General features: G+C 67.8%; 21 protein-coding genes and 1 tRNA gene. 9 read left to right on the forward strand and 13 right to left on the reverse strand.

What is annotated here, in order from left to right; genetic code table 11:
* Nucleotides 1-407: 407 nt before the first annotated feature.
* The 5 genes from ASF58_RS19365 to ASF58_RS19385 all read right to left on the reverse strand — a co-directional run bounded on the left by ASF58_RS19365 (nt 408) and on the right by ASF58_RS19385 (nt 7,037).
* The gene (locus ASF58_RS19365; protein ID WP_055956280.1) at nt 408-1,310 is read right to left on the reverse strand and encodes an amino acid ABC transporter substrate-binding protein; all 903 of its coding nucleotides are present in this window, start codon (nt 1,308-1,310) and stop codon (nt 408-410) included.
* Nucleotides 1,311-1,379: 69 nt separating this feature from the next.
* Entirely contained in the window at nt 1,380-2,657 is a 1,278-nt protein-coding gene (locus ASF58_RS19370) for a dicarboxylate/amino acid:cation symporter (RefSeq protein ID WP_055956283.1), read from the reverse strand.
* 226 nt (nt 2,658-2,883) lie between these two features.
* Nucleotides 2,884-3,501 (reverse strand): bifunctional 4-hydroxy-2-oxoglutarate aldolase/2-dehydro-3-deoxy-phosphogluconate aldolase, encoded by a 618-nt coding sequence (eda, locus tag ASF58_RS19375; protein WP_055956286.1) that lies wholly within the window; start codon nt 3,499-3,501, stop codon nt 2,884-2,886.
* A gap of 32 nt (nt 3,502-3,533) precedes the next feature.
* Nucleotides 3,534-5,357 (reverse strand): phosphogluconate dehydratase, encoded by a 1,824-nt coding sequence (gene edd, locus ASF58_RS19380; protein ID WP_055956288.1) that lies wholly within the window; start codon nt 5,355-5,357, stop codon nt 3,534-3,536.
* Nucleotides 5,358-5,558: 201 nt separating this feature from the next.
* Entirely contained in the window at nt 5,559-7,037 is a 1,479-nt protein-coding gene (locus tag ASF58_RS19385) for a SulP family inorganic anion transporter (protein WP_055956290.1), read from the reverse strand.
* 339 nt (nt 7,038-7,376) lie between these two features.
* Between ASF58_RS19385 and ASF58_RS19390 the strand changes: the two genes are divergently transcribed.
* Nucleotides 7,377-8,627, forward strand: a complete 1,251-nt coding sequence (locus ASF58_RS19390; RefSeq protein WP_055956292.1) for a GGDEF domain-containing protein — start codon at nt 7,377-7,379, stop codon at nt 8,625-8,627.
* Nucleotides 8,628-8,668: 41 nt separating this feature from the next.
* Here ASF58_RS19390 and ASF58_RS19395 read toward each other — a convergent pair whose 3' ends face one another.
* Together ASF58_RS19395 and ASF58_RS19400 are read right to left on the reverse strand one after the other, a co-directional pair.
* On the reverse strand, nt 8,669-9,295 hold the full coding sequence (locus ASF58_RS19395; RefSeq protein WP_156375800.1) for a L,D-transpeptidase: 627 nt from the start codon (nt 9,293-9,295) through the stop codon (nt 8,669-8,671).
* Between the two features lie 75 nt (nt 9,296-9,370).
* Nucleotides 9,371-9,808, reverse strand: a complete 438-nt coding sequence (locus ASF58_RS19400) for a globin family protein (RefSeq protein WP_055956295.1) — start codon at nt 9,806-9,808, stop codon at nt 9,371-9,373.
* A 203-nt stretch (nt 9,809-10,011) separates the two neighbouring features.
* On the opposite strand from ASF58_RS19400, the gene ASF58_RS26220 reads away from it, so the two are divergent.
* Entirely contained in the window at nt 10,012-10,533 is a 522-nt protein-coding gene (locus tag ASF58_RS26220) for a hypothetical protein (protein ID WP_055956298.1), read from the forward strand.
* Between the two features lie 657 nt (nt 10,534-11,190).
* Nucleotides 11,191-12,060, forward strand: a complete 870-nt coding sequence (locus tag ASF58_RS19410; RefSeq protein WP_082513193.1) for a DUF4336 domain-containing protein — start codon at nt 11,191-11,193, stop codon at nt 12,058-12,060.
* Between the two features lie 44 nt (nt 12,061-12,104).
* Here ASF58_RS19410 and ASF58_RS19415 read toward each other — a convergent pair.
* The 3 genes from ASF58_RS19415 to ASF58_RS19425 all read right to left on the reverse strand — a co-directional run bounded on the left by ASF58_RS19415 (nt 12,105) and on the right by ASF58_RS19425 (nt 13,684).
* Nucleotides 12,105-12,190 (reverse strand) — tRNA-Leu (locus ASF58_RS19415).
* Nucleotides 12,191-12,227: 37 nt separating this feature from the next.
* A complete protein-coding gene (locus ASF58_RS19420; protein ID WP_055956301.1) occupies nt 12,228-13,412 on the reverse strand; it encodes an FAD-dependent monooxygenase in 1,185 nt (394 codons plus the stop codon).
* A gap of 17 nt (nt 13,413-13,429) precedes the next feature.
* Complete coding sequence (locus tag ASF58_RS19425) at nt 13,430-13,684, reverse strand: zinc-finger domain-containing protein (protein WP_055956304.1); 255 nt, start codon at nt 13,682-13,684, stop codon at nt 13,430-13,432.
* A 212-nt stretch (nt 13,685-13,896) separates the two neighbouring features.
* Between ASF58_RS19425 and map the strand changes: the two genes are divergently transcribed.
* The 6 genes from map to ASF58_RS19455 all read left to right on the forward strand — a co-directional run bounded on the left by map (nt 13,897) and on the right by ASF58_RS19455 (nt 19,714).
* Entirely contained in the window at nt 13,897-14,727 is an 831-nt protein-coding gene (gene map, locus ASF58_RS19430; RefSeq protein ID WP_055956307.1) for a type I methionyl aminopeptidase, read from the forward strand.
* A 9-nt stretch (nt 14,728-14,736) separates the two neighbouring features.
* Complete coding sequence (radC, locus tag ASF58_RS19435) at nt 14,737-15,450, forward strand: DNA repair protein RadC (RefSeq protein WP_055956310.1); 714 nt, start codon at nt 14,737-14,739, stop codon at nt 15,448-15,450.
* A gap of 102 nt (nt 15,451-15,552) precedes the next feature.
* Entirely contained in the window at nt 15,553-16,992 is a 1,440-nt protein-coding gene (locus ASF58_RS19440; RefSeq protein ID WP_055956314.1) for a circularly permuted type 2 ATP-grasp protein, read from the forward strand.
* 128 nt (nt 16,993-17,120) lie between these two features.
* Complete coding sequence (locus ASF58_RS19445; RefSeq protein WP_055956317.1) at nt 17,121-18,065, forward strand: alpha-E domain-containing protein; 945 nt, start codon at nt 17,121-17,123, stop codon at nt 18,063-18,065.
* A gap of 37 nt (nt 18,066-18,102) precedes the next feature.
* Entirely contained in the window at nt 18,103-18,930 is an 828-nt protein-coding gene (locus tag ASF58_RS19450; protein WP_055956319.1) for a transglutaminase family protein, read from the forward strand.
* A gap of 31 nt (nt 18,931-18,961) precedes the next feature.
* Complete coding sequence (locus ASF58_RS19455; protein ID WP_055956324.1) at nt 18,962-19,714, forward strand: hypothetical protein; 753 nt, start codon at nt 18,962-18,964, stop codon at nt 19,712-19,714.
* Here the strand turns inward: ASF58_RS19455 and ASF58_RS19460 are convergent, their stop codons facing one another.
* The 3 genes from ASF58_RS19460 to ASF58_RS19470 all read right to left on the reverse strand — a co-directional run bounded on the left by ASF58_RS19460 (nt 19,715) and on the right by ASF58_RS19470 (nt 22,325).
* Nucleotides 19,715-20,788 carry a nitronate monooxygenase gene (locus ASF58_RS19460; protein WP_055956327.1) on the reverse strand — a complete coding sequence of 358 codons (1,074 nt, stop codon included), beginning with the start codon at nt 20,786-20,788 and terminating at the stop codon, nt 19,715-19,717.
* A gap of 72 nt (nt 20,789-20,860) precedes the next feature.
* Nucleotides 20,861-21,502, reverse strand: a complete 642-nt coding sequence (locus ASF58_RS19465; protein WP_055956332.1) for a thiamine phosphate synthase — start codon at nt 21,500-21,502, stop codon at nt 20,861-20,863.
* 37 nt (nt 21,503-21,539) lie between these two features.
* Nucleotides 21,540-22,325 carry a thiazole synthase gene (locus tag ASF58_RS19470; protein WP_055956335.1) on the reverse strand — a complete coding sequence of 262 codons (786 nt, stop codon included), beginning with the start codon at nt 22,323-22,325 and terminating at the stop codon, nt 21,540-21,542.
* Between the last annotated feature and the right edge of the window lie 24 nt (nt 22,326-22,349).

Here is a 22,349-nt window from a genome sequence, read left to right on the forward strand (position 1 = left end):
TTCCCGGCGGCAACTCGGAATCGTGATCGGCGTGGCGGTTCCAAGACGCTGTTGCGGCGTTGCAACGCTCCGCAGACGGCTAAGTGACTGTTTCGAGGGCAGGTTTTCAGCCTTCCCACCGTCGATCTAAGGTCGGGCCCGACGGACTAAGACAGGGGCAAGTGCTCGAAAATACGGAATAATCCGTGACCTTTGACACATTCCGACAGCGGGGAACTCGAGGAGAATTTTTCCAAAATCCTTCGCCACGCGCCATTCTGCGAGTCATCTTGCCCGGAATGCTGCGAATTCCTGCCTAGGACGGCCCGACCGCTACGACACGCAGCCGACGCGTCCTCACGACGCGCACCGAATCGGGCCGAGCGACGAAGGACGTGCGCGGCCGCCGCTCGAGACAGACCGGACCGTCAATCCTGCAGGCCGATCACCTGGAAATTGGTGTGAAGCTCATTCGACATCGGCACGTTGAGGCGGATGCCGGTCGGCAGGCGCTTGAGAAACCAGCGCTCATAGAGCCAGCGCAGCTCACGGGACTCCGCGAGGCGCTGGAAGGTCGCGGCGACAAGGCCGGCGAGTTGCGGATCATCCTTGCGGAACATCAGCCCGTAGGGCTCGAACGACAGCTTGTCCGGCAGGACCGTGTAGGCGGAGCCGTCCGGCCCCGCCGCGGCGATCAGCCCATAGAGCAGGACGTCGTCGAGACCGAGGGCATCGGCCCGTCCGTCTCGGACCATCGCGAAGGATTCGGCGTGGTCGCGCCCGGTGACCAGGGTGGCGGGGATGCTGAGACGGGCGAAAAGCGCCCGCAGGACACCCTCGTTGGTGGCGCCCGCAGTGACCGCCACCGTCCGGCCGGCCAGATCGCGGAACGAACCGACCGGAGCACCACGCTTGACCAGGAGCTTGGTTGCGCTGAAAAAAGTCACGGGCGAGAAGGCCGCCAGCTTCCGCCGCTCGGCATTCGCCGTGGTTGAGCCGCACTCGAGGTCGATTCGGCCGGAGGTCAACGCCGCGATGCGCGTCTCCGACGTCACCGGCTCGTACACGACCTTCAGATCCTTGCGCCCGAGTTCCTTGCCGATGTCATCGGCGACCTCCAGGCAGAGGTCGAGGGCGTAGCCGACGGGCTGGCCGGAGGGGTCCTTGAAGGCGAACGGCAGGGAATTCTCTCGGTAGCCGAGACGGACGATGCCGGTCTCGCCGATCGTCTTCAGGGTACCGGAGAGAATGTCGATCGCCCATGCCGATCCGCCGCTCGCCAGCAATCCGATACTGGCCAGAGCCCCGATGATGGCGCGACGTGCTGACATATGAGACCTCGCCACGAAGCAGTACCCGGGGCACCGAACGTCGCCGCACGACGCCCGCGCGGCCGCTTGCTACTCGGCCGGCTCCGGCAGCGGGCTGACGTCACGGTCCAGGCGTTGGTCGGTGAGCGTCAGCTGACCCTCCCACTTGGCCACCGCCACGGTCGCCACGCTGTTGCCCAGCACATTGGTGGCCGAGCGGCCCATATCGAGGAACTGGTCGATCCCGATGATGAGGAGCAGCCCCGCTTCCGGAATCTGGAAGGTGGTCAGCGTCGCCGAGATGACCACGAGGGAGGCGCGGGGCACGCCCGCCATGCCCTTCGAGGTCACCATCAGGACCAGGAGCATGGTGAGCTGCTGCCCGAGCGTCAGGGGGATGTTGTAGGCCTGAGCGATGAACATCACTGCGAACGTGCAGTACATCATCGACCCATCGAGATTGAAGGAATAGCCCATGGGGAGCACGAACGAGGTGATCTTGTTCGGCACGCCGAAGCGCTCGAGATTGGTCAAAGTCTTCGGATAGGCCGCCTCGCTGGAGGCGGTGGAGAAGGCCAGGAGGAAGGGCTCCTTGATCAGGTCGAGCAGGCGCTTCATCGCCGATCCGACGAGGGCGAAACCGGCCAGGGCGAGGAGACACCACAGCATCGCCAGGCTGAAGTAGAACTCCAGCATGAACTTGCCGTAGGTCACGAGCACGCCGATGCCCTGGGTCGTGATCGTGGCGGCTATGGCGGCGAAGACGGCGATCGGGGCGAAGCCCATCACGTAGCCGGTGATCTTCAGCATCACATCGGCGAGCCCCTCGATCCCCTGTGCGAGCAGCTTGCCCTTCGTACCGAGGGCCGCGAGCGCGACGCCGAAGAAGATCGAGAAGACCACGATCTGAAGAATCTCGTTGTTGGCCATCGCCTCCACTGGGCTCTTGGGCACGAGATGGGTGACGAATTCCTTGAGGGAGAGTGAGGCGGCCTTGAGATTGGTGGTAGTGCCGGCATCGGGCAGCGGCAGGTTCAGGTTGTCGCCGGGCCGCAGGATGTTGACCATCACCAGGCCAAGGAGAAGCGAGCAGAGCGAGGCGCCCACGAACCAGAGCATCGCCTTGCCGCCGACGCGTCCCACCGAGGCCGTGTCGCCCATATGTGCGATGCCCACGACGAGGGTCGAGAAGACGAGCGGCGCGATGATCATCTTGATCAGGCGCAGGAAGACGTCGCTGATCAGGGCGATGTATCCAGAGATCTCCTTGGAGGTCTGCGGGTCAGGCCAGGTGATGTTGCACAGGTAGCCGACGGCAATCCCGAGCAGCATCCCGATGAAGATGTACGTGGTGAGCCTGGACTGCATCGCTCTCCCCACCGCCGCGCCTGACGGCGCTCTGCACCGGGAACCAAGCTTTTGGTTTACCTGGAACAGGTCTGCACGAGGCATGCCAGGCTTGAGGTCGCGTATCGGCCGGAGGCTGAAACTCTGGGCCGGAACGTCCCCCTCCAAGCGCTCGTCCGGTCAGGCTAGCCTTTTTCCGGCCGCAATCAAGCACGGCCTTCGGGAGCGTCGACCGGCCGGGAAATCGTCAGGCGGCCCGCAGGCGACGGGCCGCTTCGGCCGAGCGCCGGATGAGATCCGGCTCCGGAGCGCCCGGCGGTACGACCCAGCTTCCACCGACGCAGAGCACAGGCTTCAGGCCGAGCCAGTCCGGGGCGGTTGCTTCGGAGATGCCGCCGGTCGGGCAGAATCGGACCTGCCCAAAGGGACCAGCCAGCGCCTTCAGTGCCTTGATGCCGCCGGCGGCCTCGGCCGGGAAGAACTTGAACCGGTCGAGGCCGTGATCGAGCCCGCGCATGATGTCCGCCGCATTGGCGACACCCGGCAGGTAGGGCACCCCACGCGCGAGGGCGGCGCGGGTCAGTGGATCGGTCAGGCCGGGACTCACGATGAACTGTGCACCCGCCTCCATCGCCGCGTCGAGGTCGCGCGCGTTCAGGACCGTCCCGGCTCCCACCACGGCGCCCTCCACCCGCGACATAGCGCGGATCACATCGAGGGCCGCGGGCGTGCGCAGGGTGACCTCCAAGGCGGTCAGGCCGCCGGCCACCAAGGCCCGGGCAATCGGTTCGGCCTGAGCGAGCTCCTCCACCACCAGCACCGGGATGACGGGAACGGAGCGCATCAGGGCATCGATGGTGGTCATGGGCAACGTCCTTGGCAGCGAGGGCGGAGAGTTCAGAGGCCGGCAGCGGCGAGCATGGCGGAGGCGCCCTGCTCGGCCCCGTCGGCACCGTGTCGCATGAAGGCGAAGAGCTCACGGCCCGTGCCGAAGGCCGGTGGCGGCGCGGCGGCCTCTTCCCGAGCCTCCCACTCGGCCGGGTCGACGAGGACCTCCAGGGCGCCGTCCTCCGCGCTCAGGCGTACGACATCGCCGTCGCGAATCTTCGCCAGCGGACCGCCGCCGAGGGCTTCGGGGCTGAGATGGATGGCCGCCGGAACCTTGCCGGAAGCGCCCGACATCCGTCCGTCGGTGACGAGGGCCACGCGCAAGCCCCGATCCTGCAGAACGCCGAGCTGCGGAGTCAGCTTGTGCAATTCGGGCATGCCGTTGGCCCGGGGGCCCTGGAAGCGCACCACTACCACCACGTCCCGGTCGAGCTCGCCGGCCTTGAACGCGGCCATGACATCGTCCTGATCGTCGAAGACGCGGGCCGGCGCTTCGATCGTCCAGCGTGCCGGGTCGACCGCGCTGGTCTTGAAGGTGGCCCGGCCGAGATTGCCCTTCACCAGACGCATGCCGCCATCGGGCTGGAAGGCATTGGCCGGGCTGCGCAGGATACTCTCGTCATGCGAGCGCTCCGGGGCATCCTCGAAGACGAGGTCGTCGTCGATCAGCTTCGGGTCGCGGGCATGGTCGCGCAGACGCGTGCCGGCCACGGTGAGGATGTCGTCGTGCAGGAGCCCGGCATCGATCAGGCTGGCGATGACGTAGGACATGCCACCGGCGGCATGGAAGTGGTTCACGTCGCCCGAGCCGTTCGGGTAGACCTTGGCCACCTGCGGCACCACGGCCGAGAGACGATCGAAATCCGCCCAGTCCAGGATGATGCCGGCTGCCCGCGCGATCGCCGGCAGGTGGATGGCGTGATTGGTCGAGCCGCCCGTGGCGAGCAGACCGACGACCGCATTCACGATGGCCTTCTCGTCGATGCAGCGCCCGAGCGGCCGGTAGTCGTTCCCCGAGGCGCCGATCTCGGAGAGGCGGTGTACCGCCGCCCGGGTCACGGCCTGCCGCAGCTTCGTGCCGGGGTTGATGAAGGAGGCGCCGGGCATGTGCAGGCCCATCACGTCCATCATCATCTGGTTCGAATTGGCGGTGCCGTAGAAGGTGCAGGTGCCGGCCCCGTGATAGGACGCCGACTCGCTTTCCAGCAGTTCGTCGCGACCGACCTTGCCCTCGGCGTAGAGCTGGCGGATGCGCTGCTTCTCCTTGTTGGCCAGGCCCGATGGCATCGGGCCGGCTGGGATCAGGATCATGGGCAGGTGGCCGAAGCGGAGCGCGCCGAGGAGCAGGCCGGGCACGATCTTGTCGCAGATGCCGAGCAGGGCCGCGCCGTCGAACATGCCGTGGCTCAGGGCCACCGCAGTGGAGAGCGCGATGGTGTCACGCGAGAACAGCGACAACTCCATGCCGCGCTGGCCCTGGGTGACCCCATCGCACATCGCCGGCACGCCACCCGCGACCTGCGCGGTTGCGCCGACCTCACGGGCGAACAGCTTCATCTGCTCCGGATAGCGGCCGTAGGGCTGATGCGCCGAGAGCATGTCGTTGTAGGCGGTGACGATGGCGATGTTCATCGCTCGACCGGACTTGATGACGGCCTTGTCCTCGCCGGACGCCGCGAAGCCGTGGGCCAGGTTGCCGCAATTCAGCATCGGGCGCTGAACGCCCGAGTCGCGCTCGCGGGCGATGAGGTCGAGATAAGCTTTGCGGGTCGGTCCGGAGCGTTCGACCACGCGCGCCGTGACGGCAGCGATTTCCGGGTGAAGCGCGCTCATGGCCAGTTCCTCCTCGAATCCGGGCGATGCCTGCTGCCGGCTCGCGCCGGCTGCGGCGCCCGGCGCCAGTATCAACCTAACGCGCCAGCGCGACAGCCGAGCGATAGCGGGGCCTGATCGCAATCCGACCCACGCGCCGTCAATGGCATCCGGGCTCCGGCCTGGCCAGTTCCGCCTGCAGGTTGCGGGCCAGGCCGTCCGTCAATGACTGCCTGCCGCGAGGGCCGCACCGGGCTTCTGGTGGGTGCCCAGGCGCTCGACCATCGTGGCGGTCGCGGCGTTCATGCCGACGATCTCCACCGCCACACCGTGGTGGCGGTACTTGAGCACCACGCGGTCGAGGGCGTTGACCCCGCTGATATCCCAGAAATGAGCCGCCGTGAGGTCGAGAACGATCCCCGTCAGATCGGCCTCGCGAAAATCGAACGCGCCGTGGAAGGCTTCCGCCGTCGCAAAAAAGATCTGCCCGGTCACCCGATAAGTCCGCACCGTGCCGGTGCGCTCGGAAGCCACGGAGAAGTAGCGCGTCACCTTGTGAGCGAAGAACAGGCCGCTGAGCACCACCCCGAACAGCACGCCCTTGGCGAGGTCGTGCGTTGCCACAACCACGGCGACGGTCCCCACCATCACCACGCTCGAACTCTTCGGATGCGTCACGAGCGTTCGCAGGGAGCCCCATTGGAAGGTGTTGATCGACACCATGATCATCACCGCCACCAAAGCCGCCATGGGAATCTGTGCCACGTAGGGGCCGAGGACGACGATGAGGAAGAGCAGAAATACCCCGGCCCAGAGCGTGGAGAGCCGGCCCCGGCCGCCGGACGAGACGTTGATCACCGATTGTCCGATCATGGCGCAGCCCGCCATCCCGCCGAACAGGCCGGCGCCGATATTGGCAAACCCCTGCCCGGCACATTCACGGTTCTTCTCGGACCCCGTATCGGTCATCTCGTCGAGGATCGCCGCCGTCATCAGGCTCTCCAGCAGGCCGACCATGGTCAGCGTCAGCGCGTAGGGCAAGATGATCCGCAGGGTCTCCCAGGTGAAGGGGACCTGCGGCAGGGCGAAGACCGGCAATTCGGTCGGGAGAGCCCCCATATCGCCGACCTTGTGGATCGGCAGGCCCATGACCATCGAGAACGCCGTCAGGACGAGGATCGTGATGAGCGGCGATGGCACCGCCTTGGTCAGGTAGGGCAACCCGTAGATCAGGCCGAGGCCGACCGCCGTCATCAGGTAGACGCTGGTCCCCTGCCCGATCAGCTCGGGCATCTGCGCCAGGAAGATCAGGATCGCCAGCGCATTCACGAATCCGGTCACCACGGAGCGCGAGACGAAGCGCATGAGATTTCCAAGACGCAGGAGACCGGCCGCGATCTGCAGCAGCCCGGTCAGGATCGTCGCGGCGAAGAGGTAGCCGACGCCATGCTCCTTCACCAGCGTCACCATCACCAGGGCCATAGCCCCGGTCGCGGCTGAGATCATCGCCGGCCGTCCCCCCGCAAAGGCGGTGATGACCGCGATGCAGAACGACGCGTAGAGGCCGACCTTCGGGTCCACACCGGCGATGAGCGAGAAGGCGATCGCCTCCGGGATCAGGGCCAGGGCAACCACGGTGCCGGCCAGGATTTCACGCATGATATTGGGAGCCCACTGGCTCCGCAGGCTGGTCAGGGTCATGGAAATGGGAGATCCAATCGTTCCCGCGCGCGGTCGGCGGCCGGGAAGCGAGACAGGGAATTCGACACAGGCCTCCCGACACGCGTCGAGGAATGGCCACGATGGAACCTGAACGGAAGGCAGGCGCCGAGGAGAGCGGAGCTACGGCGGCGTGGGCCGTGCGTACAATCTGGCTCGATCCTTCAGCATGCGCTGGGTCTTAACAGGATCAGGCCGCGATGCAATGGGACCCGTGGCGGCGATGCGAGGGGCCGGGGCTGCGAGCGGCCCGTGGAAGTCGTTTACGCGCGTGCAAGCAGGGCGCGTATATACTCCCGGGATCGTTGGTGAACGAGCCTCATGCCCGAATCGAAACCCAGCCTGATCGAGGCTGCACGCCACCGGCCCTGGTATCGCCTGCGCCTGCCTGAAGACCTCGAAGCACAGTTCTGCGAGACGATCCGCTGCTCTCGGGCGACTTACCTCCAGTCTTGGGTCCTGATCTTCATCGTCTTCAATGTTCTGTCGCTGAAGATGGATTTCGACCTGTTCGGTCCCGAGCAGTTCGCGGTTCCGGCTTTCCTGACCTTGGGCGTGTTCCTGCCGGCGGGGCTGATGGCGATCGCCGGCCTCCACGGCATCACCACAGCCCGGCGCCAAGCCGGGATCGTCACCGGGATCGCGCTGCTGGACATGGTGATCGTCCTGAACAGCGCCCGGCTCGCACCGCAGCCCCATGCGGGCACCTACCTCATCCTCGCGGTGATCGTCCCGATGGTGGTGGGCATGATCGCGCCGCTCTCTTTCCGGCACAGCCTCGTCCTCTGCGGAAGCGCATTCGGTCTCTATGCGGTCTACATCGTCGGATTTGTGCTTCCGCGCAGCGAAGCGATCGGACTGCCGCTGTTGATCGCCAGCCTCAGCCTCGTGCCGCTCAAGCTCGCCTATTCGCGCGAGTGGACCTGCAAGGAGGCCTTTCTGCTGACGTTGGAGAAATCGGCGCGCGACAGGGACCTTGCAGATGCGAATGCGCGACTGACGATCCTGTCGGAGACTGACAGCCTGACCGGACTTCGCAATCGGCGCAGCGCCGCGACGCACTTGCAAACCCTCTGGGCCGAGGCCTGCGCGGGCAGCACCTGGGCCGTGCTGATGCTGATCGATATCGATGCCTTCAAGCGCCTGAACGATACGGCAGGTCATCCCGAAGGCGACCGCTGCCTGAGACAGGTTGCCCAGGCGCTCGCTGCGACGGCGGCTCTCCACGACGGGCAGGTGGCGCGCTACGGCGGCGAGGAGTTCATCGTCTTCCTCCCGGGGGCAGACCCTTCCGCAGCCGAACGGATCGGCGAGGGCTTGCGCCTGGCGGTCCAGGCCCTGGCCTATCCCCATCCGGGCCTCTGCGACGGGGCTCACGTCACCGTCAGCATCGGCGTGGCCACGGCGCATGGAAGCCTCGGATCCCTTGCGATCGCTTCCGCCGATCTCCTCAAGGCGGCGGACGATGCTCTCTACCGAGCCAAGCACGGCGGCCGGAATCGGGTCGAGTCCGCGACCCTGGCACCTGAATCAGCCAATTTCGATGGGGTGCGGGGCAGCGCATTCGGCTAACCGCCCCGCTGCGGCGGAGGACGGAGCCTGCTTCGATCGGCCTAATAAAAACCGTCACCCACGAAATAGGCGTCACCGTCGCCGGCCGGATCCCGAACATCGTAGACGGGGGCCCGACGCGGAGCCGATCGCACGGCGGCCGCGCGATAGGCCCCGTACGGCTCGCGTCCCATCTGCATGCCTGCCGACATCACGCCGACGTCGTCGCCGCGACGGCGCCGCGAGGCCATCACGGAACTGCCTTCGATGACCACCCGGGTCTTACCCATGCCCTGAGCCTTGACCAGGCTGAACAGGGTCGCGGCATTCTTCGGGGCGAGCCGAACACAGCCATGGGACGCCGCGCTGCCGAGGCGACGGGTGTGATTGGTCCCGTGAATTGCGTGGCCCTGCCCGGTGAAGAAGATTGCGTTCGGCATCGGTGCGTCGTCAAACTCGCGCGAAAAGTGCGAGCGCTCCATCCGGAACGGCCGATGGGCTCCGCCGGGTGTGTCGTAACCATCCGCCCCCGTGGAGACCGGCCAGTCGTAGCGGGGCTGGCCGTCGACGGTGACGGTCATGCGTTGCGCGTCCTTGTCGACGGCGATCAAGACCTCGGCCCAGGCGGGACAGACCAAAACCGTCGCCAGGGTCAATCCGGAGACAAGGGACGTCAGGCGGGCGCGCATCGGGGTCCTTGGAAAACATGAACGAATCTGGAACGCCTACGCTTGCCGCGCGCGTTGGTTCCAGCACCGCGCAGATCAGGCGTCCGCGGTGGGATCGGGCCGCCGCACCTCGGCAGCGGCCGACTTCATCACGTTCGCCACGAGCGTATAGGTTTCCACCCAGGCCTCCCGCACCGCGGGCGTGAAATCTGGGCCCAGGCCCTGCTCCAGCGTCCAGAGCAGGGCGGCGCCCACGGGTTCGTAATGCGCGGCCTGCGTTCCGAACGAGACGTGCTGTCGGCCCAGCGTCTGCAGCGCCGGCACCACCATCTCGGGCTTGTGCAGGTTGGTGACCGCAAGCCCCAGCATCGCCATCAGTTTTTTCTTCTGCTCACGCATGTCATCCGGAAACATCGTCCGAACCTGCGGGGCGATTTCGAACAGACGTCCGTAGAAGAGATCTGCCGCAGTATCAGCGATCGGCCGAACCTTGGCGAAACTGTCCTGGATGAGGACAACTTGTTCCGGGGTCATGCGGGGCTCTGAGCAGGAGGAAGGGACTGCGGCGCGAACGGCGTGCGTGACGCGCGAATGCGCCCACCGTTTTTGCCCCGGCAGCGATATCCCACAAGAGGGAATCCTATCCGAGCGTTCGAATGGCGCGATCCGTCCGGCGGGATACCAAGCGACGCCCCCAAGAGCATCTGAACGGCGGCTGCCGACACGCTTCAGCTTGGGTGCAGCGCCGCTTCGGCATTCTCCTTCTCGGCAACCGGGACAAGACCGGATGGGCCACCGAGACCGCGCACGATGCCGGCCTCCTCGATGAACACAGGGGATGGGCGATGAAGACGTTGGCAGCTTTGACGGCCGTTGCGCTCGTGGCGATGGGAACATTCGAAGCACCCGAGGCGCAGGCCCGCGGTCAGGGTGGCGCCCTCGTGGCCGGTGTCATTGGGGGGCTCGCGGCCGGCGCGCTTCTGGGAGGCGCCATCTCTGAGGCTCGCGACGCTCCTGTCTACGGCGACGGCTATGGACGTCCCGAACCCCGCTATGTCGACGACGATGCGGGTCCCGTCCTGCCCTACCGCCGGGCACCGGTGGTCCACGAGTACGCGTACGACGCCGTCTCGGTCTATCGAAGCCCGCGGGCGGTAATCCGACCCTATGGTGAGGGATTCGGCCGATACGCCTATCGCCGCGCCGGGTACGGGTATCGGCCAGATTGCGACCGTCCCTACGGCCCTCGCGGCTGGTAGTCGGATCCCTGACCGAGGCCGGCCGGGCAAGCTGGGCGGTCTCTTCCTCAATCCGTCATCACGCAAGCCGGCGCAACCGTCTCTGCCGACTCGCGTTAGCACTATTCGCGGGTAGATCGACTATCCGTCAGCGAACGGCGCCGTAGCCGACTGTTGAGATGCAATTCGAATACCCATATTTCTGCTTTCCTCGTCCTGACAATTGCAACCGAACACCTTTTCGAGTCGGAGTCGATCGCGCATTGGCCCTCTCGTTTCCGCCCCAGATCGACGAAGACCTTCCTGATCGACTGGCGGATGCCCTGGAAGCGCTGATTGCGGCCCTCGGGCATCCGCAGGATGCGGGCAGCCGATCGCGACCGAATTAGCGTTCGGGCGACGCCGACGGCTTGCCGCCATGCGCGGTGACGCTCATCACGGCCGCCTGCCACGGATGGGAGACCGTGCCACGGCACGGTGCCCGCCCATCGAATCCCCAGACCTGTCGGCAAGTTTGGGGAGCCGTGTCCTTCGCATCGCGGCCGGCCGGAAGATGGCGCGACGACATCGCATCCCGCCGTCCGCAAGCGACCGTCGTGATTGTGCACGACGGACGGACCTTCGGGTTCCGCCCCGGCGTTCTCCCGGGTGTTCGTCGTCGATGCGGAGTACCGGATTTTGGCGCATGACCTGAGCTACCCACCCCTCGATCAGCCCAAGGAGGTGGCGGACGGCGTCTGGATCGTCGACGCGGCGCCAATCCACGCGGGCGGTATTCCCCTTCCCCTCCGAATGACGGTGCTGCGACTGAGCGGCGGCGAGCTGCTGCTCCATTCGCCCGTTCCGTACCACCCGGGCCTTCAGCGGGCCGTGGAAAGCCTTGGGCGCATCGGGCATCTCGTGGCGCCGAGCATCGGACATTGGCTGTTCCTGAAGGACTGGCAAGCCGCCTGCCCCAACGCGATCACCTGGGCCGTGCCCGGCCTGGAAGACCGGAGCCAGGTGCGCCGATCAGGCCTCGCGATCGATGCGGAATTGTCGGACCGGCCACCCCGCGTCTGGGCGAACGAGATCGATCAGGTCCTCGTCGCTGGCCCCGTGTTCAAGGAAATCTGCCTGTTCCATCGTCCGAGTCGGACGCTTCTGCTCACGGACCTGATCATCAACCTCGAGGGCGACCTCCTGCCGGTCTTCGCGCGCCCCCTGGCCCGCCTGCTCGGCATCGTTGCGCCCGAGGGTCGGGCGCCCCTTTATCTGCGACTTCTCCTGCGCCTGAACCATCGGGACACGGTCCGGGCTGCACAGCGCCTCGTCGCTTTCAATCCGGACCGGGTGATCTTCGCCCACGGTCATTGGTTCGACCGCGATGCCGCCGGTGAACTCCGGCGCTCGCTCGCCTGGATCCTGGACGGACAAAGCGCCTCGCCCCGGCTGTCTGCGGCCAGCGCAACGACCACCCGAGCGCCACTGCGTTCGACGGCGCTGGCGGGCCTGGCCCTCGCGGGTGTCTGGGGGCTGTTCGCCTATCTCCGCCGGTCGCGGCGCTGATCGGCGAGCCGATCCGACAGGCGTCGGGACGCGATCGACAGGATTGGTGCGGACGGCGGGACTCGAACCCGCACAGCCAAAGGCCGCAAGATTTTAAGTCTCGTGCGTCTACCGGTTTCGCCACGTCCGCATGCCGGCATCAGCGGTAGCGGGGCGGCCTCCGCAGATCAAGGCGTCCAGCCGTAGAGCCAGGTGTAGCGGCGGTTCATCCCGTCCGGACCGAGGCGGCGCATGACGGCGTCGCGGATTGTCCCGACGAGGGGACCCGCATGATAGGTGCGGCCATTGGCGCGCGCAGCCCGGCGCACGCGGCGCACCCGCGCGCGTCGCACCGCATCGTATCGGTCCAGGGCGGCACCGAGGTCGGCACCGTCCGCGCCCAGTTCCCGGGCGAGGATCGCCGCATCCTCGATCGCAAGGGCGGCTCCCTGTGCCAGGAAGGGCAGGATCGGGTGGGCGGCGTCCCCGATCAGGGCGAGGCGTCCGCGCGCCATCGGACGCGCGGCACCTCGATCCTCCAGCGACCAGACCAGCCAGGAATCCGGCACGGCCAGGAGGGCCGCGAGGGGCGCGGCCGCATCGCGGAAGCGGGCGCGCAGCACGGCGGGCTCACCGAGCTGACCCCATCCCTCGCTGCCCTTCCGCTCCGGGATGACCGCGACGACGTTGACGTGTTGGCCCCCGCGGATCGGGTAATGCACCACGTGGCGCGCCGGTCCGAGCCACAGGCCCGTGGTCTCACCGGAGAGTTCGGGCGGCAGGGCTTCCCGCGGAACGATGGCCCGCCACGCCGCGGCACGCCCGGACCGCAGTTCCTTCCCGTCGAGGTGGCTGCGCAGGCGGGAGCGTACGCCGTCGGCTCCGATGACGAGGTCGGCGGAAAACCGATCGGTCCGCGTGCCGGTACCGCTCTCCAGCGTCAGGTCGATCCCGTCCGGGCGCTCCGCCAGACCGGTCACGTCCCGTCCCACCAGGAGGCGGATCCCGGGCCGGCCGCGCACCGCGTCGAGGAGCAGGGTCTGCAGATCGGCCCGGTGGATCACGTAGTAGGGCGCGCCGAAGCGCTCGCGCAGATTGGCTCCGAGCGCGACGCCGCCGATGACCGCGCCGCTCGTCAGGGCCCGTACCACCACCGCCGGCGGCTCGCTCGCCGCGCGGCGCAGGGCGGCGCCGAGCCCGAGGCCGATCAATACCCGGCTGGCATTCGGGGAGAGCTGGATCCCGGCACCGACTTCGCTGAAGCCTGTGCGGCGCTCGATGAGGGTGACGGCATGGCCGGCGGCGTCGAGGGTGAGCGCGGCCGTCAGGCCGCCGATGCCCGCGCCGACGATGGCGATGTTCAGGGCCGGCACGGAGCCGCTTCGCCGAATCAGGCGGCGGCCGAAGTCCGGTCGTCCCAGACACAGATCGCCGGGTCGGCATTTCCAGCGGCAAGGGTCGGGCGATAGCGGAACAGCGTCGAGCAGTACTGGCAGATGGTCTCGTCGTCCGTACCCATGTCGAGGAAGATGTGCGGATGATCGAAGGGCGGCTTGGCCCCGATGCACATGAACTCTTTCGAGCCCACGTGAATCACCGCCACGCCGGGCTCGTTGTGGAAATGCGGGACCGCCTTGTCAGCCATCGCCTCGTCCTGCTTGCCGGCCCGCCGGAGACCCGTCCCGTGGAAGGATCGTCCTCGTGCGGGCATCCGTGTTGTCGGGGTCTGCCGGGACCCGTCTCTAGCCTCTCCCCCGGCGCAAGCCTAGTGCGGTGCGCGCGAAGGGTTGGCCTCGCGCGCACGTCACCGTACATAGGGGGAGGCCCTGCCCCGGTTCCCTTCCGCGAAACGTCCCCATGACCCAGAACGAACAGGCCGTCTCCGAGAGCGGACGCCGCGCACCCCAACCGCCGATCCATGGACCGGAGGCCTTCGAGGGCATGCGCAAGGCAGGCCGTCTGACCGCGGAGGCCCTGGATCTGCTGATGGAGGCCACCGCCCCCGGCGTCACGACGGACCATCTCGACAAGCTCGCCTACACCTTCGCGATGGACCATGGCGCCTACCCGGCCTCGCTGCTCTACCGCGGCTACCCGAAGTCGATCTGCACCTCGATCAACCACGTGGTCTGCCACGGCATCCCGAACGACAAGCCCCTGCGGGACGGTGACATCGTCAACCTCGACATCTGCCTCATCGTCGACGGCTGGCACGGCGATTCGAGCCGGATGGCCTATGTCGGCGAGGTGCCGCGCAAGGCCCAGCGCCTGTGCGAGATCACCCACGAGTGCTTGATGCGCGGCATCGCGGCGATCAAGCCGGGCGGCTCCACCACGGATATCGGCCGCGCCATCCAGGCCTATGCCGAGGCGGAGCGCTGCTCGGTCGTGCGCGACTTCTGCGGCCACGGCCTCGGGCGCACCTACCACGATGCCCCGACCATCCTGCACTACGTCGAGCCGAGCTACGACGTGAAGTTCCAGCCCGGCCAGTTCTTCACCGTCGAGCCCATGATCAATCTCGGCCGTCCGGCGGTGAAGGTCCTTTCCGACGGCTGGACCGCGGTGACCCGCGACCGCTCGCTCTCGGCGCAGTTCGAGCACACCGTGGCGGTGACGGAGACGGGGGCGGAGATCTTCACCCTCTCGCCAAAGGGCCTGCACCAACCCGCGCCGACGGCCGGCTGACGTCGAACCATGACCACGCGGCCGTCGTCCACGCCTGACCCGTCGGACGGCGAGCCGCATTACCTCGGCCATCGCGATCGCCTGCGCGCCCGGTTCGCCCAGGGCGGAGCCGACGCGCTTCCGGACTACGAGCTGCTCGAACTCGCCCTCTTCCGGGCCATTCCCCGCCGGGACGTGAAGCCCCTGGCCAAGGCTCTGATCCGGCGCTTCGGCAGCTTTGCCGAGGTGGTAAGCGCCGAGCCCGCGCGCCTTGCTGAAATTGAAGGCATTGGTCCCGGGGTCATCGCCGACCTGAAGCTCATCGAAGCGGCAGGACATCGGCTGGCGCGCGGGGCGATCGCCGAGCGGCCCCTGCTCTCCTCCTGGAGCGCCGTGCTCGAATATTGCCGCGCCACCATGGCCTTCGCGGCGCGCGAGCAGTTTCGCGTGCTGTTCCTCGACCGGCGCAACCACCTCATCGCCGACGAGGTCCAGGGGCGGGGAACCGTCGACCACACGCCGGTCTATCCGCGCGAGGTGGCGCGCCGCGCCCTCGAGCTCTCGGCCACCGCCATCATCCTCGCCCACAATCATCCCTCGGGCGACCCGACCCCTTCGGCCACCGATATCCGGATGACCCGCGAGCTCATCGGCGTCCTGGACCCCCTCGGCATCCTGATCCACGATCACATCATCCTGGGTCGGGAGGGTCACGCCAGCTTCAAGGGCTTGAAGTTGATCTGAACGTGCTACCGTACACGCAAGGGCGGTGGGCGCGGACTCCGATCTCAGGTCGCTGGCGCGCCTCTTGCCTAGACAAGAACGGTGTTCAAGGGGGAGACGCGAATGGCGCTCGCTGCATTCGACGAGATGACCGGGCTGCCCGATGGGGCGCTGAGCAACCCCGCCGTACGCGAAGCCTACGACAGCCTGAAGCACTGGCTCGACACCACGCCGCCCGAGCATTTCAACACCCGCCGCAGCCAGGCCGAGATGCTCTTCCGGCGCATCGGCATCACCTTCGCGGTCTACGGCGCGAACGAGTCCACCGAGCGGCTGATCCCCTTCGACATCATCCCGCGGGTCATCACCAAGCCCGAATGGGGGTTCCTGGAGCGGGGTCTCAAGCAGCGCGTCACCGCCATCAACGCGTTCCTGAAGGACATCTACGGGGCGCAGGAATGCATCAAGGCCGGCGTGATCCCAGCCGACCTCGTCTACCGCAACCCGCATTACCGGATGGAGATGCGGGCCTTCCGAGTGCCGCACGACCTCTACGTCCACATCGCCGGCATCGATATCGTCCGCACCGGTGAGACCGACTTCTTCGTGCTCGAGGACAATGCCCGGACCCCGTCGGGCGTCTCCTACATGCTGGAGAACCGCGAGGTCATGCTGCGGCTGTTCCCGGAGCTGTTCTCCCGCCACCGCGTCGCGCCGGTTGAGAATTATCCCGACGCCCTGCTGGCGACCCTGCGCAGCCTCGCGCCGTCCACGGCGACCCGCGACCCCACCGTCGCGCTGCTCACGCCGGGCCGCTACAACTCGGCCTTCTACGAGCACTCGTTCCTGGCCGACAAGCTCGGCGTCGACCTCGTCGAGGCCTCCGACCTCTTCACCAAGGACGACGTCGTCTACATGCGGACGACCGAGGGGCCGCGCCGGGTCGACGTGCTGTACCGCCGTCTCGACGACGATTTCCTCGATCCGCTGGTCTTCCGCCCGGACTCCGTCCTCGGCGTCCCCGGCATCATGAATGCCTACGAGCGCGGGACCGTGACCCTGGCCAACGCGGTCGGCACCGGCATCGCCGACGACAAGGCGGTCTACAGCTACATGCCTGAGATCGTGAAATTCTTCACCGGCGAGGAGCCGATCCTGCACAACGTGCCGACCTATCGTTGCCGCGAGAAGGAGGCCTTCGCCTACGTCATGGACAATCTCGGCGAGCTCGTGGTGAAGGAGGTCAATGGCTCCGGCGGCTACGGCATGCTGGTCGGCCCGCACGCCACCAAGCGCGAGATCGAGGAGTTCGGACGCAAGCTGAAGCACGCTCCGGACGGTTTCATCGCCCAGCCGACCCTGGCGCTCTCCACCTGCCCGACCTTCGTCGCATCCGGCGTCGCCCCCCGGCACGTGGACCTGCGCCCCTTCGTGCTGTGCGGCTCGGACGAGATCCGCATCGTCCCCGGCGGCCTGACCCGGGTCGCCCTGAAAGAAGGGTCGCTCGTCGTGAACTCGAGCCAGGGCGGCGGCACCAAGGACACCTGGGTCCTCGACGCCTGAGACATCGCGCGGCATCCGGCCCGGCGTTCCGTGCCGGGTGCCTTTCCAAGCCCGTGCCGGCTCCGGCATAGTCCTTTCCGCCCTGCGGCCTGCATGCCCGATGCCGGCCGACGTCCCGATGGAACCCCATGCTGTCCCGGACCGCCGACAACCTGTATTGGCTCTCGCGCTACGCCGAGCGAGCGGAGTTCGTCGCCCGCATCCTCGATGCCGCCCTGCGCCTGGCCGCCCTGCCGTCGAGCTACGGCGGCGGCGAGACCAACGAGTGGGCCTCCGCCCTGGCCTCGGCGGGTGATCCGGAGGTGTTCAAGCCGCTCTACGACAGCGTCACCGAAGCCACCGTCTGCGACTTCCTCGCCTTCAGCCCCCACAACCCCTCGTCGATCCGCTCCTGCATCGAGACCGCGCGCGAGAACGCCCGCAGCGTCCGCACGGCGCTCACCACCGAGATGTGGGATGCCATCAACGGCGCCTGGCTCGAACTGCGCAACTACGAGGGACGCGACCTCAACCGCGACGAGTTCACCCGCTTCCTCGACTGGGTGAAGGGCGTCTCCCTCGCCTTCGACGGCTCGGCCTACCGCACCATGCTGCGCAACGACGCCTACTGGTTCACGCGCCTCGGCACGGCGATCGAGCGGGCGGACAACACGGCCCGCATCCTCGACGTGAAATACCGCATCCTGCTGCCCGCCTCGGAGAAGGTCGGCGGCAGCCTCGACTATTTCCAGTGGACCACGATCCTGCGTGAGGTCTCGGCCTTCAACGCCTATCACTGGGTCTACCGCGAGAGCGTGAAGCCGCTCCTGGTGGCCGATCTCCTCATCCTGAACCGGCAGATGCCGCGCTCCTTCAGCAACTGCTACGGCATGCTGGTGGAGCACCTCGACCTCATCGCCGACGCCTACGGGCGGCGCGGTGCGAGCCAGCGCCTGGCCAGCAACACCCTCGCGCGGCTCGAGGGCGAGAACATCAATCGCATCTTCTCATCCGGTCTGCATGAGTTCGTGACGGAGTTCATCGTCGAGAACAATCGCCTCGGCGCAGCGGTCATCGAGCAATATCTGGTATAGGGCCGGCCCCGGCCCGACGCCGCGCAAAGGTCGCCGCATGCGAATCCGCGTCTTCCACGAGACCAACTACACCTACGAGCAGCCCGCGCGCGGGCTGATCCAGGTCCTGCGTCTGCGTCCGCGCGACCATGACGGCCAGTATGTCCGGCGCTGGCGCATCGAGCCCTCCGTCGACGGCCGCGTGAGCGAGCGCGAGGACGGCTTCGGCAACGTCGTGCACTGGTTCACCGCGGACGAGCCGGCCGAGGCCCTGTCGATCCGGGTCACCGGAGAGGTCGACACCCTGGAGATGCACGGCATCGTCCGCGGCACGATCGAGCGCCTGCCGGACGTGTTCTATCTGCGGGATTCGGACCTCGCCCTGGCCAACGACGCCATCCAGGCCTTCGCCCAGGAGGTCGCGGCGGCCGGCGACCCGGCGCCCCTGCCCTGCCTGCACCGGCTGCTCGCCGCCGTGCACCAGCGGGTCGCCTTCGTTCCCGGCCCGGCCAGCGCCAGCACGAACGCCGCGCAGGCCTTCACCCAGGAAAAGGGCGTCTGCCAGGACATCACCCATCTCTTCATCGCGGCGGCCCGCCACCTTGAGATTCCCACGCGCTACGTCTCAGGGTACTACCACCACGCCGACCGGGACGCGGATCAGGGCTCCGGCCATGCCTGGGCCGAAGCGCTGGTGCCGGGGCTCGGCTGGATCGGCTTCGACGCCGCCCACGGCATCGCCACCACCGAGGCCCATATCCGTGTGGCCGTTGCCCTCGACTATCTCGGGGCGGCGCCAATTCGCGGCAGCCGCATGGGCGGCGGGACAGAAACACTCGACGTGACGCTTCGCGTCGAGCAGGCACAGGCTTCCGTCCAGTCCTGATCGCGGACGGACGCGCGAGAAAGACCGCACCATGACCTACTGCGTCGGTGTCCTCGTCGAGGAGGGGCTGGTGATGATCGCCGACACCCGGACCAATGCCGGGCTCGACGACATCTCGACCTACCGCAAGCTCCACCACTTCAACGTGCCGGGCGAGCGCGTGATGATGCTGGCCTCCGCCGGCAACCTCTCGATCACCCAGTCGGTCCTCAGCCTTATGGCCGAGGGGGTGGAGGGCGATGCCGGCGAGCCGAAGATGAAGCTCGTCGAGGCGCCGACGATGTTCCAGGCGGCCCAGCTCGTCGGCCGCGCCATCCGGCGGGTCCGCGAGATCGAGAAGGCGGGATTCGAAGCGGCCAACCTGCGCTTCTCGGTCTCGCTGCTGTTCGGCGGACAGATCGGCTCCGACCCGATGAAGCTCTACCTGATCTACTCGGCCGGTAACTTCATCGAGTGCAGCGGCGACGCGCCCTTCCTGCAGATCGGGGAGCACAAGTACGGCAAACCGATCCTCGACCGGGCGGTGAAGTACGAGACCGACCTCTACGACGCCCTCAAGGTCGGCCTCGTCTCGATGGATTCGACGATGCGCTCGAATCTCGGCGTCGGCTTGCCCATCGACATCGCGGTCGCCCGCCGCAACGCCCTCGACCTCGAGGTGAATCACCGGATCGAAGCCGGCGAGAGCTACTTCCACGATCTGCGTGAGCGCTGGTCGGCGGCTTTGCGCGCCGCCCACCGGGCGATCCCCCGGCCGCCCTACGGCCCGGCGACGGCGAAGTGATCAGGCCCTTGGGCCACCCAGAAGCCTGAGCGCGCCCTCGGCGAGCTCGACGGTCAGGCGACCCGCCTCCGTCTCGCGGGCAAGGGGTGCCCCCTGCCCGGCCCAGAGGGGCGAGAAATCGCCCGACCCGCGCCGCTCGGCCTCGATCCGCAAGGGTTGAAGGCCGATGGCGGCCGTAGGGAACACCGGCGCATCCGCGCACAGCGGCCCAAGTTCGCGGATGACGCGATTCACGAGTCCCCGGGCGGGCTTACCCGTGAGCACGTTGGTGATCGTCGTGTCCTCGTCGCGCGCCCGGCGCAGGGCCTCGCGGTGCGGCACCGAGAGACCGGCTTCCGTGCAGCGCAAATAGGCCGTTCCCAGCTGGACGGCCGAGGCACCGAGCATGAAGGCGGCGGCGATCCCGCGGGCATCGGCGATCCCCCCGGCTGCGATCACGGGCACGTCCACCGCGTCGACCACCTGGGGCACCAGTGCCATCGTGCCGACCTGTGTCGCGGGATCGCTGCCGAGGAACAGTCCACGATGCCCGCCAGCCTCGGACCCCTGCGCGATGATCGCGTCGACCCCGCGCTCGGCGAGCCAGCGCGCTTCGCGCACGGTGGTGGCGGACGAGAGAATGGTGCAGCCGAGCGCCCGGACGCGGTCGAGAAGCGACGCCTCCGGCAGGCCGAAATGGAAGCTTACCACCGCCGGCCGGACCTCGGCGACGACCGCGAGCATCGCGTCATCGAACGGAGACCGTTGCGCCATGGCGATGGGAGCCGCCGGATCGAGGCCGAGTTCCGTGTAGTAGGGTGCGAGCCGGCTGCGCCAGGCGGCCTCGCGCTCGTCATCCGGCGTTTCCGGCACGTGGCAGAAGAAGTTCAGGTTGAACGGCGCGTCCGTCCGCGCCCGGATCGCCGCGGCCTCGCTGCGCACCGCGTCCGGGTTCATCGCCGCGCAGGCGAGGGAGCCGAGGCCGCCAGCGGCGCTGACGCTGGCGGCAAGGGCCGGCTTCGGCCCGATCATCGGCGCCTGGACGATCGGGTGCTGCACCGGCACGCGGTCGAGAAATCGGTTCTTGCCCCACATGCGCCGGCTCCTTGCCCATCATCGCAAGTTTGAATCGCAAGTCTGGATCGCAGGTCTGAATCGCCAATCAGATCACGTCTCGAGGCGGGCACGATAGGCACGCACCTCGGCGGCCGGATCCACGCTGCGGATCAGCGCGCCCATCACCGCGACGCCCGCAGCGCCGGCCGCGCGGCATAGGTCCACGCGATCAACCGTCATTCCCCCGAGGGCAATCACCGGCATGCCGAACCCAGCCGCGGTTCTCAGCGCCTCTGCTCCGAGGGCGGGACCGTAGCCCGGCTTGCTCGGCGTCGGAAAGATCGGGCTCAGGGTGGCGTAGTCGGCGCCGGCTCGGGCGGCGACCGCAACCTCATCCGGCGTATGCGCGGACACGCCGATACGGCCACCGGGCAGGCGCCGGCGGGCTTCGGCGATCCCGGTCGCGGTACTCCCGCCGGGCAGATGGACACCGTCGGCGCCGAGTTCAGCGGCGAGCGCCGCATCCGCACCGATGGTCAGCGAACCGCCCTCGGCCTGCACGAGGCGGGCGATGTCCCGGGCGAGTGCGCGCCGCGCCTCCGGTGCCAGGTCGCGCTCGCGAAACCAGACCCAGCGGGCGCCGGCCCGCAGGAGGCGTTCGAGCGTGGCGCAGAGGTGCCGAGCGGCGACCGCCGGCGCATCGGTCGCCGACCTGTCCGTCACCACCAGCAGCCGCGCGGGCAGGCCGCTCATCGTCGCGCGCCGGCCGGCGCGTCGGTCGAAACCCGGCTCACGAGCCCACGAGGCCCAGTTGCGGGCTCGACGGTTCGGCCCGGCCCCGCTTCGGGATCCGTCCGGCGAGATACGCGTCGCGACCGGCCTGGACCGCGTTGCGCATGGCACGCGCCATCCGCACCGGATCGTCGGCCTTGGCGACCGCGGTGTTGAGCAGGCAGCCGGCGGCGCCGAGCTCCATGGCGATGACCGCGTCGGAGGCGGTGCCGATGCCGGCATCGACGATGACCGGCACGGGCGAGCGCCGACAGATCAGCTCCAGGTTGGCCGGGTTGGCGACACCCATGCCGGAGCCGATCAGCGAGCCCATGGGCATCACGGCGGCGCAGCCGAGATCGGCGAGGCGCTGGCAGACCACCGGATCGTCGTTGCAATAGGGCAGTACGGTGAAGCCGTCGTCGACGAGGTGGCGACAGGCCTCCAGCAGCTCGGCGACGTCGGGGTACAGCGTTTCGCGGTCGCCGATGACCTCGACCTTGATCCAGTTCGTGTCGAGGGCCTCGCGGGCGAGTTCTGCCGTCATGATCGCGTCGCGCGCCGTTTCGCAGCCGGCGGTGTTCGGCAGGAAGCGGTGCCCCTTGAGCCGGCGCAGCGTATCCGAGCCATGGCCCTGCAGCGAAACCCGGCGGATCGAAGCCGTGACCACCTCGGCGCCCGACGCCGCGACCGCATCGAACAGGATGCTCTGCGTGGGGTAGCCGGCGGTTCCGATGAACAGACGCGAGCCCAGGCTCACACCGCCGATCACCAGCGTATCCGTGTCGTTCGCGATCTCGGTCATTCCGGGCCTCCTGCCATGGTGTTC

The organism is Methylobacterium sp. Leaf125 (assembly GCF_001423085.1).
In the GTDB taxonomy this organism is placed as follows: domain Bacteria; phylum Pseudomonadota; class Alphaproteobacteria; order Rhizobiales; family Beijerinckiaceae; genus Methylobacterium.

Coding starts and splice junctions, on each gene's coding strand:
- ASF58_RS19365 (WP_055956280.1), bottom strand. CDS start 1,310: ATGTCAGCACGTCGCGCCATCATCGGGGCTCTGGCCAGTATCGGATTG.
- ASF58_RS19370 (WP_055956283.1), bottom strand. CDS start 2,657: ATGCAGTCCAGGCTCACCACGTACATCTTCATCGGGATGCTGCTCGGG.
- eda (WP_055956286.1), bottom strand. CDS start 3,501: ATGACCACCATCGATGCCCTGATGCGCTCCGTTCCCGTCATCCCGGTG.
- edd (WP_055956288.1), bottom strand. CDS start 5,357: ATGAGCGCGCTTCACCCGGAAATCGCTGCCGTCACGGCGCGCGTGGTC.
- ASF58_RS19385 (WP_055956290.1), bottom strand. CDS start 7,037: ATGACCCTGACCAGCCTGCGGAGCCAGTGGGCTCCCAATATCATGCGT.
- ASF58_RS19390 (WP_055956292.1), top strand. CDS start 7,377: ATGCCCGAATCGAAACCCAGCCTGATCGAGGCTGCACGCCACCGGCCC.
- ASF58_RS19395 (WP_156375800.1), bottom strand. CDS start 9,295: ATGCGCGCCCGCCTGACGTCCCTTGTCTCCGGATTGACCCTGGCGACG.
- ASF58_RS19400 (WP_055956295.1), bottom strand. CDS start 9,808: ATGACCCCGGAACAAGTTGTCCTCATCCAGGACAGTTTCGCCAAGGTT.
- ASF58_RS19425 (WP_055956304.1), bottom strand. CDS start 13,684: ATGGCTGACAAGGCGGTCCCGCATTTCCACAACGAGCCCGGCGTGGCG.
- map (WP_055956307.1), top strand. CDS start 13,897: ATGACCCAGAACGAACAGGCCGTCTCCGAGAGCGGACGCCGCGCACCC.
- radC (WP_055956310.1), top strand. CDS start 14,737: ATGACCACGCGGCCGTCGTCCACGCCTGACCCGTCGGACGGCGAGCCG.
- ASF58_RS19440 (WP_055956314.1), top strand. CDS start 15,553: ATGGCGCTCGCTGCATTCGACGAGATGACCGGGCTGCCCGATGGGGCG.
- ASF58_RS19445 (WP_055956317.1), top strand. CDS start 17,121: ATGCTGTCCCGGACCGCCGACAACCTGTATTGGCTCTCGCGCTACGCC.
- ASF58_RS19450 (WP_055956319.1), top strand. CDS start 18,103: ATGCGAATCCGCGTCTTCCACGAGACCAACTACACCTACGAGCAGCCC.
- ASF58_RS19455 (WP_055956324.1), top strand. CDS start 18,962: ATGACCTACTGCGTCGGTGTCCTCGTCGAGGAGGGGCTGGTGATGATC.
- ASF58_RS19460 (WP_055956327.1), bottom strand. CDS start 20,788: ATGTGGGGCAAGAACCGATTTCTCGACCGCGTGCCGGTGCAGCACCCG.
- ASF58_RS19465 (WP_055956332.1), bottom strand. CDS start 21,502: ATGAGCGGCCTGCCCGCGCGGCTGCTGGTGGTGACGGACAGGTCGGCG.
- ASF58_RS19470 (WP_055956335.1), bottom strand. CDS start 22,325: ATGACCGAGATCGCGAACGACACGGATACGCTGGTGATCGGCGGTGTG.